General features: G+C 72.1%; 10 protein-coding genes. 8 read left to right on the top strand and 2 right to left on the bottom strand.

Features of this window, described 5'->3' with window-relative positions; translation table 11 throughout:
* Position 1: 1 nt before the first annotated feature.
* The 3 genes from Q0994_RS24905 to Q0994_RS24915 all read left to right on the top strand — a co-directional run bounded on the left by Q0994_RS24905 (position 2) and on the right by Q0994_RS24915 (position 6534).
* Entirely contained in the window at positions 2 to 4186 is a 4185-nt protein-coding gene (locus Q0994_RS24905) for an amino acid adenylation domain-containing protein (RefSeq protein ID WP_299538459.1), read from the top strand.
* A 2-nt stretch (positions 4187 to 4188) separates the two neighbouring features.
* Positions 4189 to 5343, top strand: a complete 1155-nt coding sequence (locus Q0994_RS24910) for an acyl-CoA dehydrogenase family protein (protein ID WP_299538460.1) — start codon at positions 4189 to 4191, stop codon at positions 5341 to 5343.
* Positions 5344 to 5406: 63 nt separating this feature from the next.
* Complete coding sequence (locus tag Q0994_RS24915; RefSeq protein WP_299538461.1) at positions 5407 to 6534, top strand: acyl-CoA dehydrogenase family protein; 1128 nt, start codon at positions 5407 to 5409, stop codon at positions 6532 to 6534.
* 23 nt (positions 6535 to 6557) lie between these two features.
* On the opposite strand, the gene Q0994_RS24920 is transcribed toward Q0994_RS24915, so the two are convergent.
* Positions 6558 to 7211 carry a CGNR zinc finger domain-containing protein gene (locus Q0994_RS24920; RefSeq protein WP_299538462.1) on the bottom strand — a complete coding sequence of 218 codons (654 nt, stop codon included), beginning with the start codon at positions 7209 to 7211 and terminating at the stop codon, positions 6558 to 6560.
* 61 nt (positions 7212 to 7272) lie between these two features.
* Between Q0994_RS24920 and Q0994_RS24925 the strand changes: the two genes are divergently transcribed.
* Positions 7273 to 8100, top strand: coding sequence for an AzlC family ABC transporter permease (locus Q0994_RS24925; protein WP_299538463.1), 828 nt, complete (start codon positions 7273 to 7275; stop codon positions 8098 to 8100).
* The gene (locus tag Q0994_RS24930) at positions 8097 to 8402 is read left to right on the top strand and encodes an AzlD domain-containing protein (RefSeq protein ID WP_299538464.1); all 306 of its coding nucleotides are present in this window, start codon (positions 8097 to 8099) and stop codon (positions 8400 to 8402) included. Before Q0994_RS24925 ends, Q0994_RS24930 begins: the two co-directional genes overlap by 4 nt.
* A 453-nt stretch (positions 8403 to 8855) precedes the next feature.
* Here the strand turns inward: Q0994_RS24930 and Q0994_RS24935 are convergent, their stop codons facing one another.
* The gene (locus tag Q0994_RS24935; protein ID WP_299538465.1) at positions 8856 to 9440 is read right to left on the bottom strand and encodes a PadR family transcriptional regulator; all 585 of its coding nucleotides are present in this window, start codon (positions 9438 to 9440) and stop codon (positions 8856 to 8858) included.
* Positions 9441 to 9547: 107 nt separating this feature from the next.
* Between Q0994_RS24935 and Q0994_RS24940 the strand changes: the two genes are divergently transcribed.
* From Q0994_RS24940 to Q0994_RS24950, 3 genes are read left to right on the top strand one after another with little or no spacing between them, the layout of a single operon-like run.
* Positions 9548 to 10663, top strand: a complete 1116-nt coding sequence (locus Q0994_RS24940; RefSeq protein WP_299538466.1) for an aromatic ring-hydroxylating dioxygenase subunit alpha — start codon at positions 9548 to 9550, stop codon at positions 10661 to 10663.
* Between the two features lies 1 nt (position 10664).
* Entirely contained in the window at positions 10665 to 11687 is a 1023-nt protein-coding gene (locus Q0994_RS24945; RefSeq protein ID WP_299538468.1) for a PDR/VanB family oxidoreductase, read from the top strand.
* A 49-nt stretch (positions 11688 to 11736) separates the two neighbouring features.
* Complete coding sequence (locus Q0994_RS24950; RefSeq protein ID WP_299538469.1) at positions 11737 to 13086, top strand: aromatic acid/H+ symport family MFS transporter; 1350 nt, start codon at positions 11737 to 11739, stop codon at positions 13084 to 13086.
* Positions 13087 to 13325: the final 239 nt, after the last annotated feature.

A 13325-nucleotide genomic window follows, 5' to 3' on the forward strand; every position in this document is an offset into this window, starting at 1 on the left:
GGTGGACGACGTCAACGACGCACGCACGCGCACCCGCACATCCGGAACCTCGCAGTCCTCCGAAGCGCCCCTGTCGGACGTGAAGGAGAAGCTGCTGCGCATGCGGCTGGAACGGTCCCGTACACGGGCGGCCGCGCACACGCAGCTGCGGCCGGTCCCGCGCGACGGCCGGACCCCCCTGTCCTTCAACCAGGAGTACCTCTGGTTCATCGACCAGATCACACCGGGCCTGCAGGTCTACAACGTCCCTCTGGTCCTGCGGCTGACGGGCGACCTCGACCCCGATGCCCTGGGCAGCGCCGTGACCGCGCTGGTGACCCGGCACGAGGCGCTGCGCACCCGGTTCGCAGCCGCTCACGGGGTGCCCCACCAGGTGGTGCAGCCGGCTCCCGAGCGTGTCCCGGTACCCTGCGCCGACCTGCGCGGGCTGCCCGGGGACGAGCGGGAGGCCGCCTCCCGCGCGCACATGCGCGAGGTGCTCAACGCCCCGTTCGACCTCGCGGCGGATCTGCTGGTACGGATCGCACTGGTCCGCCTCGCCGACGACGAACACCTGCTCCTGCTCAGCGCGCACCACATCGTCGTCGACGGCTGGTCACTGAGCAAGCTGGCCGACGAACTCTCGACCCTGTACAACGCCTTCCTGAGGGGGGAGAGCCCCGAACTGCCCGCGCTCGCGGTGCAGTACGCCGACTACGCGGCCTGGCAGCGTGCCGTGCTCAGCGGAGACCAGCTGGACAAGCACCTGGCCTACTGGACGGAACGCCTCGCCGGTCTGCCCATCCTCGACTTCCCGACCGACCGGCCGCGTCCCGCCGAGCGCAACTGGCGCGGCCGCACCTACGAACGCCCGGTGGACGCCGCCACGTACCTCCGCGCGCGCGACCTGGCCGCCCAGGAGCGCTCCACCCTGCTGGGCGTCCTGTACGCCGCCTTCCTGGTGGTGCTCCACCGCTATTCCGGGCAGGACGACCTGGTCGTGGGCACGGTGCTCGGCGGCCGCACGCAGCGCGAACTCGAACCGCTGATCGGCTACTTCGTCAACAGCCTGGTGCTGCGCACCGATCTGTCGGGCGATCCCTCCGTCCGCGACCTCGTCGCCCGCGCCAACGAGAGCAGCACCGGCGCGCTCGCCCATCAGGAGGTGCCGTTCGGGAAGATCGTCGATGCGCTCCGTGCCGACCGGGACCCCAGCCGGAACCCTCTCTTCCAGGTGTCCTTCACTCTCCAGCCCGGCAGCAACAACGCCGCCTTCGCCTTCGAGGGACTGCACGCCGACCGGATGCCCGTCGAAGGCGAGACGGCCCGCTTCGACATCGCCTTCCAGGTCGAGGAGCAGCCCGACGACAGCGCGGTCATCTGGATCGAGTACGCCACCGACCTCTTCGACGACGACCGCATGCGCGCGCTCGCCGACCACTTCGTCACCGTCCTGGCGCAGATGACCGAGGACCCGGACCGGCGGGTCGGCGACCTCGTCCTCCTCGACGCACAGCAGTCGCGGGCGGCCCTGGCCCACAACCCGGAGGCGGCCCCGCACGACACGGACGGCATGTTGCTCCACGAACTCTTCGAGGGCCATGCCCGGCGCAACCCCGGACAGGTCGCCGTCGTGCACGGAACCACCGAACTCTCCTACGGCGAACTGGACGAGGCGGCCGAACGACTGGCCGGCATCCTGCGCGAGCGGCACGGGGTCGGGCCCGAGACCCTTGTCGCGCTCCTCCTCGGCCGCGGCCCGGACCTGCCCGTCGCCCAGCTGGGCGTCCTCAAGGCGGGCGGCGCCTGGCTGCCCCTGGACCCGTCCAATCCGGCGAACCGGCTCGCCTTCCAGATCAAGGACGCCGGGGCCGCACTCCTCGTCGGCACCGATGAAACGCTGAGCGCGGAACTGCGCGACGCCGTGGGCGTCCCCGTCATCGCCCTGGGCGATCCCGGCACCGGCGAGGAGGCCCACGTCCCCCTTCCCCCCGTCCGCCCGGCCTCCCCCGACAGCCTCGCGTACGTGATCTACACCTCGGGCTCCACGGGCGAGCCCAAGGGCGTGCAGATCAGCCACCGCAGCGCGGTCAACTTCGTCACGTCCTGCCGCGACCTGTTCTCCCTGACGCCCGACGACCGGCTGCTGCAGTTCGCCAATCCCGCCTTCGACGTCAGCGTCTTCGACATCCACGCCGCACTCGGCAACGGGGCCGGCGTCGTCACCGCCGCCAAGGACGACCTGCTCGACCCCGCCCTCCTGACCGCGCTGATGCGCGAGCACCGCGTCACCGTCAGCGACCTGCCTCCTACCGTGCTGGCCATGCTCGACCCCGGCGAACTTCCGGGTCTGCGCGCCCTGTTCGTAGGACTCGAGCCCTTTCCGGGCGACCTCGTCACGGCCTGGAACCGCGACGGCCGGCAGTTCCACAACGGATACGGGCCGACCGAGGCGACCGTCGCCTGCATCGACTTCCGCTGCCCGCCCGGCCCTCATCCCACGTCCCCGCCCATCGGCACCGCGATGGCCAACCACCGCGCCTACGTCCTCGACCCGCACGGGCGCCCCGCGCCCGACGGAGTGCCCGGAGAGCTGTACGTGGCGGGCGTCGGACTGGCCCGCGGATACCTGGGACGGCCGGGGCTCACCGCTGAGCGCTTCGTGCCCGACCCCTTCGGCCCGCCCGGGGAACGCATGTACCGGACGGGCGACCTGGCGCGTCGCCGGGCGGACGGCGTCCTGGAGTTCGTCGGCCGCGCAGACGGCCAGATCAAGATCCGCGGACTGCGCATCGAGCCGGGCGAGATCGAACACGTGCTGCGCGCCCACCCCGGTGTCAGCCAGGCGGTCGTGGTGGCCGCCCCGGTCACGGAGGGCGGCAGCCCGCAACTCGTCGCCTACGTGGTGGGCCCGGCGGCGACGGCGGAAGCCACCGATGACACGCTGCGCCGCTACCTGGCGGCCGAGTTGCCGCCGCACATGGTCCCCGCGGTCGTGATCGGCCTCGACTCGCTGCCACTGACGAACAACGGGAAACTCGACCGGTCCCGGCTGCCGGAAGCGGGCGCCGCCCGCGGCGGCACCGGCGCACCGGGCCGCCCTGCCACGAGCACGGAGCGCGCGCTGATCACGGTGGTGGAGGACATCCTGGAGTTGCGTCCCGGTTCCGTCGGCCCTGCCGCCAGCTTCTTCGAGGTCGGGGGTACCTCGCTGAACATGATGAGGCTCTTGTCGCGCCTGCGGAACGACTTCGGCGTGCCGCTCGACGCCCGGGAGATCCTGACGGCCCCGCGGATGCACCACATCGCCGCTCTCCTCGATGAACGCACCGACGCCGGGACCCCGGCGAAGCGAGCCGAGGACACGGCTTCCGGCGCTGCGGGCACGGCACCCCCGTGGATGGTGCCCATCACCGGCGGAGGCGGACGTCCGGCGCTCTTCTGCGTGCATGCGTCCGGCGGCTCGGCGGTCCCCTTCTTCTCCCTGGCCCGCTCCCTGGGCGGGGACCAGCCGCTCTACGGCATCGAAGCGGTCGGCCTGCACGGCGAGGAGGCGGCCACGACCGTCGACGCCATGGCCCGCCGTTACGTCGAAGGCGTACGGGCCGTCCGCCCGGCCGGCCCCTACCTGCTGGCGGGCTGGTCGCTCGGCGGCACCGTGGCCCTGGCCATGGCCGGCCTCCTGCGCGAACAGGGCGAGGAGGTCCCGCTGGTCGTGCTGCTCGACTGCGCCGTGCCGCCGGTCCTGCCCGAACCGCCGTCCCACACGGACATGCTCACCGGTTTCGTGCACGACATCGCCGGCCTCGCCGGCAGGCCGCAGGACGAACCCGATGCCGCCTTCCTCGCCTCGCTGTCCAGCGACGCCGAACGGGAGAGTGCGGTCGTCCGTCTGCTGGAGTCCTCGGGATTCGTCCCCGAGGGCATGGACCAGGACCTGCGCCGGAAGATATCGGCCTACCTGGACACGGTCCGTGTGGGGCTGACGTCGCCGGTGCCTCCCTTCGACGGCGTCCTGCACCAGTGCGTCGCCTCGGAAGGGGGCGGCGCGTACGCCGACGGCTGGGACGCCCTGGCGGCCCGCGTCGAAAGGCACGAGGTGCCCGGCTCGCACTACACGCTGCTCCAACCGCCGCACGCCGACCGGGTCGGCGTCATCGTGCGCGAGGTCCTGGACCTCGCCCTGACCCACCCGTCGGAGGGCTGACGATGCGCTTCGCCTTCACCGAGGAACAAGAGGAGTTCCGCCGGGAGGTCCGTGCCTTCCTCGCCGAGGACCGCGTCCGCGGGATCACCGACTCCGTGCACGGGCTGCCGCCCCGCGAGGAGCCCGGGAATCTGGACGTCTACCGCTGGCTGGGCGAGAAGCACTGGCTCGCCGTCAACTGGCCCGAGGCGTACGGCGGCCTGGGGCGCGGCATCGTGGAGAAGTCGATCCTGACCGAGGAACTGATCCGCGCCCGGGTCCCCGACCTGGTCCACATCGTCAGTATCGACATCGTCGGAGCGGTGCTGATGATGGCCGGCACCGAGGCTCAGAAGGCCGCCCGGCTGCCCGCGCTGGCGTCCGGCGAGCAGAACGCGGCCGTCCTCTACACGGAACCGCAAGCCGGTTCGGACCTGGCAGCACTGCAGACCCGGGCCGAGCCCGACGGAGACGGCTGGCGGCTCCACGGCCGCAAGGTCTACAGCCTCAAGACCCAGTTCGCCGACTTCGCCCTGTGCGCCGCCCGTACGACCGTGTCCGAGGTCGCGTTCCACGGCATCACCCTCTTCCTGGTACCGCTGCGCACACCGGGGGTGCAGGTGCGGACCGTTCCCAACCTGACGGACGAGCAGTTCTGCGACGTGACCCTCGACGGAATACGCCTCTCCCGCGACGACGTGGTGGGAGAGGTGGACGGCGGCTGGCAGGTACTCAACGAGGTACTGCCCGTGGAACGCACCGGCCTGGAGTTCCAGGCGAAGGCCCGTCGACTGCTCGACGAGATCGTGCGCCGCGCCGCGACGGACGGTTCCCTGGACGACCCCGCCCACCAGCAGAAACTGGTGGAGCTGGACTCGCACGCACGTGCCGCGCGCCTCATGGCCTGGCGGGTGATCTCCCAGATCCGGGCCGGTGACCTGGACGGCGTCTCCACGGCCATGTCGAAGCTCTACGCCACCGAGTTGTTCAGGCGGATCAGTGCCTACGGACTGGAGGCCGGCGGCCTGGAGGCGACCCTCAGCGCATGGGACGCATCCGGGGGCACCGGTACGCGCGAAGCGGCCCACCGCGAGGGGACCGGGATCACGCTGTCCGCCGGCACCTCGGAGATCATGCGCTATCTCATCGCCTCGGAGGGCCTTCGGCTGCTCTCCTGAGAGCGGAGCCCACTCCTCCCCCGCACCGGCCCAGGCCCCCTATCCCGCGAAGGACAGGACTCCATGGATCTCACTCCCAGCGCGCGACAGACACTGACCGAACAGACCTTCGCCTCGCTCTTCGACGCCGAACTCGTCACCGACCTGCGCCGGATGGGTCAGCGCGAACTGGGCGCCGGACTCGAAGCTGCCCCGGACGACGCCTCGGCCGACGCCAGGGAAGCCGTCTGGCAGACCCTGTGCGACCTGGGCGCCCTGCGGCTGGTCCCGGCCCTCACCCCGGGCTCCGGGGTGGCGGACCAGGTCGTGCTGGCCCGCCACGTCGGCGGGGCCCTCTACCAGAGCCCGTGGGCGGACACCGCGACCGCGGTCGACATCGCCACTGCGGCCCACCGGACGGACATCGTCTCGCGTCTGGCGGACGGCGAGGCCGTCGCCCTCGCCGTCCGGGCCGAGGCCGTCGACGAGCCCGACCTTCCCGGGCCCGTCGACGTCACGACGGAGCCGGGCCGCTTGCGAGCCGTTCGCCACTTCGTCCCCTTCGCACCGGACGTCCGTTGGTTGCTGCTGGCAGGCACCGGTTCCGACGGGGAGACCGCGCTGCTCCTCGTGCCGGCCGACCACGACGGCGTCTCCTGGCGCCGCCACGACGACATGGGCCGCGGGGACTTCTACCGGGTCGACTTCGACGGCGTTCCTCTGGCCGACACCGTCGACCTCGGCGGCCCGGGGGCCGGGGCGGTCTGGGCCGAGGCACTGCTGCGAAGCCGTATCAGGCACGCGGCCTACCTGACGGGCCTGGCGGGTGCGGCGCTCGACGGGACGAGCGCGTACCTGCGGACGCGGCGCCAATTCGGCCGCTCCCTCGCCTCGCAGCAGTCACCGGCCTTCCGGCTGGCCGACGCGGCGGCCGAACTCGACGCCACCAACCTGCTCGTCGAGGAGGCCGCCTGGCTCATCGACACGCAAGGGGACGCCCGTCTGGCAGCTCTGGAGGCTCTGGCGTGCGCGGCGGAGCTGGCGCGCCGGGTCGCCACGGAATCCGTGCAGTTGCACGGGGCGGTCGGCATGACCGAGGAGCACGACGCGCAGCTCTTCTACCGGCGGGCAGCCGTCGACTCACTGCTCTTCGGACGGCCCACCGAACTCCGGCGCCTGGCCGCCCCGCTCCTCGCCCACGCCTACGGCTGAGGCCCGGTGGCCAAGGCGCGCGGTCATCCGCGCTGCCGGGTGCGGGAGTAGTGCCGCCTGGCGCGGTCCCGGTTGCCGCAGTCCTCCGAGCTGCACCAGCGCCGGGTCCCGCTCCGGGACCGGTCGAGGAAGAACCAGCCGCACCCGGGGCCCGCACAGCGCCGGACCCGGCCCAGGCCGTCCCCGCTCAGCAGGTCCTCCGTCCGCAGTGCCAGCGCGTGGCCCAGATCGTCGAGACGGTCCGTACCGGGCTGCCACCGCAAGGGGAAGGCGGGGGACAGTACGGCGTCCTGGCGGGCCCGCACCATGTACCGGCGCAGTGCCTCCCACTCCGCGGCAGGGGGCTCCTGGTCGTCGACCAGGGCGTCCAGGGCCGCCCAGAGGACGGCGCGCAGGTCGACGAGCGCCGCGGTCGCGGCATGGGAGGGCGCGGAGTCCGCCGTCTCCGCCCGGAGCAGCGCCTCGGCGCGGTCGGCGGTGAACAGTCCGGCGGCGACGGCCCAGCGCGCCCATGCCTCGGCGCCCCGGACACGGTCGACGGTGCGGGCGGGGTCCAGGCGCCAGGCGACGGTGTTGGCGAAGTCGAGCACCGGATGACCGCCCACGAACGACACGCCGGAGTCGTGAGGGCCCGCCGACGCGCCAGGAGTGCGGGGAACAGCTTGCTTGCTCGTCACACTCCCCATCGTACTCGTTTTTCTAACAGCCATAAGCCCTTATGAGTGTTAGAGTGGGGTGATGGACAGTTCCCGTTCACCGAAGACCGCCGTCTCACCGCGTGCGAGCTTCCTCTCCGGGCTCAGAACCGGGTCCGGACTCGCGGCGGCTTCCTTCCTCCTCGCCGTCAGCTTCGGCGCGATCAGCGCCTCCCAGGGCTGGGGGCATCTCGCGCCCGTGATCTGCTCGATGGTCGTGTTCTCGGGATCCGCCCAGTTCGCCCTGCTGGCGACACTGGGATCCGGTGGCGGCCTGGTCGGCGCCGTGACGTCCGCGGCACTGATCAACAGCCGCTTCATCCCGATGGGCATCGCCATCGCCGGCGACCTGCGCGGCGGCCGATTCCGCCGCGCGCTCGAAGGCCAGGCGGTCGTGGACGGTTCCTGGGCCGCCGCCCATCTCGGGGGCGGACGGTTCGACCGGTACCTGCTCTTCGGCGCGACGGCCATCCAGTGGCCCGCCTGGGTCGCAGGCACCGCCCTCGGCGTGGTGGTGGCCCCCGACCCCGATCTCCTGCACCGGCTCGGCCTGGACGTCCTCACACCCGCGCTCTTCGTCGCCCTTCTCTTCGACGAGGTGCGCCGGGAGCGGATCAACCGGCTGCCGGCCCTGCTCGGCGCGGCGATCACCGCCGGCCTCATCGTCTTCCTGCCCGCGGGACCCGCCCTCGTGGGCGCGGCGCTCGCGGCCTTCGTCGCCCTGCTCAGGACACCCGCCCGGCGCGAAGAGACCGAAGAGACGGACGGGACGGCGGCGACCGGAACGACGGAAGCCGCAGGGCCGGGGCAGGCCGGAACACCTGAAAAGGCCCTGCGCTCCGCCCACTCCGACGAAGAGGTCACCCCATGACACTCTGGCTCACCATCGCCGCCGTCGCCGCCCTCAGCTTCACCTGCAAGGCCTTCGGCCCGGCCCTCTTCGGCGGGCGACCCCTGCCCCCACGCACCCAGTCGGTGATCGCCCTCACCGCACCCGCCCTGCTCGCCGGCTTCATCGTCGTGGCCGTACTGGGGCCCCGCTGGGACGCCCTGGATCCCACGATGATCGCCGGACTCGCAGTGGTTCCGCTGCTCCTCTGGCGCCGGGCCCCGCTTCCCGTGGCCCTGGTGGCGGCGGTCGCCGTGACGGCGGGTCTGCGCATGTGGGCGTAGGGACGGGGGCGGCACCGAAAGTCGTCCACCGTCAGTGGGAGCCCTCCGGGAGTTCTCCGGGACTCCCTGCCTCACATCGATCCGGATGCGACGATGCCGCCAGCTACCGGCTCAGGAGCGGGCTCGCCGCCGTCGCACGTGACACAGGCGCAGCCCGAGGCCGCTCACCCCGGTACGACGTGTCAGACCCTGCCTCGAGAGTGCGGCGGGATGGGGCCGGTTCCGAGGCCACCAGCACGGGAGAACGGCAGCCTCCCTGGTCTGCACGGGGGCGGTCACGGCCCAACCGGCGTCCGGGCAGAGTCGAGGGCCACGAGTGCCGCCTGCCGGCCCGGCCCCCTCTCTTCGACCTGTTCACTGCCAACACGCCACAACCGGTGCACTTTTACCTGTGGGGGCCGGTGGACGTGGTGCCGCGGCAGCCGCCGCGGGTCGGGACCGGCAGCGGCGGGGTCAGGGGCCGTGCAGCTCGTCGGCGAGTGCGAAGCCGTCCGCGATCCAGGCCAGTTCGGTGCGGGCGCGGGCGATGAGGCCGTCGTAGGCGTACACCTTGTAGCGCACCGCCGGCTCGGCCTCGCGCTCGGTCAGCTGGGACAGGCGGGCCGCCAGGGTCGGGTGGGTGCGCTCGACGAGCGCGGTCCGGGTGGCTTCGAGCAGGCCCAGGTGCTCCTGCCAGTACGCCTGTTGCTGCCGGAGCTGCTCACGCACCGAGGCGGGGTCGGCGAAGTCGAAGTAGGCGGCCTTCAGGTACGCGGGGTCACGCTGCCGCTGCGGGGTGAGCGGGGACTCCATCCAGGCCCGGAAGTCGGCCAGGCCCTCGTCGGTGACGTGGTACTCCTTCTTCGTCCCCTTCTGCCCCCATCGCACCTCGGTCGATTTGAGGAGCCCGTCGCGCTCCAGCCGGTTGAGCTCGGGGTAGATCTGCGAGTCCGGCGCGTGCCACACGTGGGCCACCGAGCGGCTGAAGCTCTTCGAGATGTCGTACCCGGTCATCGGGCGGCCGGTGAGCAGCGCGATGAGCGCGTAACGCAGCGACACAGCGCCTCCCCTCAGAAATCACCACGCTACACACCCTTGCCCTTTCACTATATCGATAGTTAGTTTGTGGCCCGCGTTACACATACCTCTCTTCATAGGGAGTTCCCGTGCCTGTCACCACACCGCCGCCGTCCACCGCGGCAGCGAAGATCTTCAACTACCCCCGCAACGCCTGGTACGCGGCCGCCTGGGACCACGAGGTCACCGGCAAACAGCCGCTGGCCCGCACGGTCGCCGGCGTTCCGCTGGCGCTGTGGCGCAACACCACGGGCCGCCCGGTCGCCCTCGCCGATGCCTGCTGGCACCGGCTGGGGCCGCTGTCGATGGGCAGGATCCTGGGCGACGAGTTGCAGTGCCCCTACCACGGCCTGCGCTACAACGCGGCCGGCCGCTGCACCGGGATGCCCGCGCAGGAGACCATCAATCCCAGTGCGACGGTCCCGTCCTTTCCCGTCGTCGAGCGGTACCGGTACGTCTGGGTCTGGGTCGGCGACCCCGACCTCGCGGACCCGACGACGGTGCCCGACATGCACCAGATGGACGATCCGGCCTGGGCCGGAGACGGCGAGACGATCCACGCCGAGTGCAACTACCAGCTCGTCCTCGACAACCTCATGGACCTCACCCACGAGGAGTTCGTCCACGCGTCGAGCATCGGCCAGGAGGAGCTGTCCGAGGCCGAGTTCGACGTGACCCACGAGGGCGACACGGTCACCGTCGCCCGGTGGATGCGCGACATCGACGCCCCGCCGTTCTGGCTGAAGAACATGCGGGACAAGTTCCCCGGCTTCTCCGGCAAGGTCGACCGCTGGCAGATCATCACGTTCCGGGCCCCCGGCACCATCTGCATCGACGTCGGCGTCGCGAAGGCCGGCACCGGAGCGCCCGAAGGCGACCGCAGCCAGGGCGTCAACGGGTACGTGATGAACACGATCACCCCCGAGACCGACCGCACCGCGCACTACTTCTGGGCGTTCATGCGCGACTACCGTCTGGACAGCCAGACCATCACCACCCAGCTCCGCCAGGCCGTGCACGGCGTCTTCGGCGAGGACGAGGAGATGCTGCGCGCCCAGCAGCGCGCCATCGACGCCAACCCCGGGCACGAGTTCTACAGTCTCAACATCGACGCCGGCGGCATGTGGGTACGCCGCATCCTCGACCGCATGCTCGCCGCCGAGGGACGCGATTCCTCCGCCCCGGCCGTCGGTCGGGGGGCCTGACATGGCGGTGCAGACACAGACCCGCTGGCAGCGGGCCCGGGTGGTCGAGGTCTCGGACGTCGCCGACGGGGTCCGCCGCATCGTCCTGACCCCGGAACGGCCCGAACACGCCGCGCCCGGCACGCACATCGACGTCCGGATTCCTGCCGAGGGCCGGACCGGCGAGGGGGTCCGCCCCGTGCGGTCCTACTCCGTGGTGCGCTCCGAGGACGGTGGCGGCCGGCTGACGCTCAGTGTGCGGCTCTCCCCCACCTCGTCCGGCGGCTCGGCGGCGATGCACCGGCTGCGGACCGGGGACGAACTCACCGTCACGGGACCGCTGCAGAACTTCCCGCTCGCCGTCGGCGCCGCCCGCTACGTCCTGGTCGCGGGCGGCATCGGGGTCACGGCGCTGGTCGCGATGGCATCCGCGCTCCGCCGGCGCGGAGCCGACTACGAACTGCGGCTGGTCGGCCGCAGCCGCACCGTGATGGCGTACGCCGACGAACTCGTGGGCGAGCACGGCGACCGGGTCCGTCTTCACGTCGACGACGAGGGCACCTCCCTGGCGGTCGACGACCTCGTCGCCGAGATCGCCGGGGCTCCCGCCGCAGCCGGAACCGAGCTCTACATGTGCGGCCCGATCGGGCTCATGAACGCCCTCTCGCGCAGCTGGGCCGGGCAGGCCCTGCCCGCCACCAACCTGCGCTTCGAGACCTTCGGTTCCAGCGGCCGCCACCCGGCCGAGGAGTTCGTGGTGCGCCTGCCCGAACTCGGCCGGGAGGTCACGGTCGCCCCCGACACCTCGATCCTCGACGCTCTCGAAGCGGCGGGCGTGGACACCCTCTCGGACTGCCGCAAGGGCGAGTGCGGGCTGTGCCTGGCGAAGGTGCTGGACTCCACCGGCACCGTCGACCACCGCGACGTCTTCCTGAGCGAGACCCAGAAGGAACGCGCGCAGCAGCTGTGCCTCTGCGTCTCCCGGGCAGTTGCGGCCGACGCCGGCCAGGCCGCCCCCGCCGTCCTCTCCCTCCGCCTCACCTGACCCGGCGAACCCCCCGCACGCCCGGCTCCCGCACCAACCTGGACACCCCATGAACATCACCGCGCGCATATCGCGGGCACCGATGAGCGGCTACCAATGGCTGATCGTCGCGCTCTGCACCTTCATGAACTGCCTGGACGGCTTCGACGTCATGGCGGTGGCCTTCACCGGGCCGTCCGTCACCGAGGAATTCGGACTCAGCGGATCGGAGTTCGGACTGCTGGTCTCCGTCGGCCTGATCGGCATGGCGATCGGCTCGATGCTGCTGGCCCCCTTCGCCGATCTCATCGGCCGGCGCCCGCTGATCCTGATCAGTCTCGCCCTCGGCACGGTCGGCATGTTCGGCGCGGCGATGGCGCCGTCGGTGACGGTGATGGGCCTCTTCCGCCTCGTCACCGGCATCGGGGTCGGGGGCATCCTGGCCAGCACCACCGTGATCGCCAGCGAGTTCTCCAACGCCAGGAACCGCGGCCTCGCGGTCGGCATCTACACCGCCGGGTACGGGATCGGCGCCACCGCGGCGAGCCTGGTCGCCAAGACCGCGGTGGGCGGGGACTGGCGGACCGTCTTCTACGCCGGCGGCACCGGAACGCTGATCGCCCTGGTCGTGATCGCCGTCGCCCTGCCCGAGTCGGTCGCCTTCCTGGAGCAGCGCCGTCCGGACGACGCGCTGCGGCGGATCAACCGGACGCTGTCCCGCATGCGCGTGGAGCCCGTCACCGACGCCGACCTCGACCGGGCCGCCGCCGCCGGGTCCGGCGCCGGGCGAGCCGCTTCGGGCTGGCTCAAGCAGTTGCTGACCCCGACGATCCTGCTCTGGCTCACCTTCATCACGATCATGTTCGGCTTCTACTTCGTGAACAGCTGGACACCCACGCTGCTGGTCGAGGAGGGCCTGTCCGAGAGCGCGGCGGTGACCGCCGGAATGGCGATCTCGATCGGCGGCACGGTCGGCTCGGTCCTCTACGGTGTCGCCGCCCGGGTGCGCCCGCCGCGCGTGGTGCTGATCGGGTTCGCCCTGCTCTCGGCCGCGACGATGGTCGTCTTCATCGTGAGCGCCTCCACCCTGTGGCTCGGGTTCGCCGTCGGCGCCGTCGTCGGCGCGCTGATCAACGGCTGCATCGCCGGCGCCTACACCGTCGGCCCGCCGCTGTACCCGGCCCACCTGCGCAGCATCGGCATGGGTTGGGCGCTCGGGATGGGCCGCATCGGCGCCATCCTGTCCCCGACCGTCGCCGGACTGCTCAAGGACGCGGGCGCCTCCGCGACGCAGCTCTACATCGGCGCCGCGGTGGTGGTCGCCCTCTGCGCGCTGGTCCTGGTGGCGCTGCGCCGGCACGACCCCGAGTCCCGCACCGAATCCCGCCCCGCTGCCGCCGGGGAGGCACTCTCCGCCTGATCTCCGCCCGGTTCTCCCCCGGCTCTCCGAGGGCGCCCGACCGGTGCTTCCACCGGTCGGGCGCCTCCACCGGGCTCCGCGGTCCGGGCCCGGCCCGTGACAAGGGGCAACCCGTACCCGGCGTCGTGGCCGGGCCGCCCGGTCCCGCCGCGGGGCCGGGCGGCCCGGAAGCCGGCCGGCGGCTCGCGCGGTGAACCCGGCGCGGTGGGCGTGAGCGGCCCTCTCCCCCGCCTCCGCCC

Source organism: uncultured Streptomyces sp., from assembly GCF_947488945.1.
GTDB lineage: Bacteria > Actinomycetota > Actinomycetes > Streptomycetales > Streptomycetaceae > Streptomyces.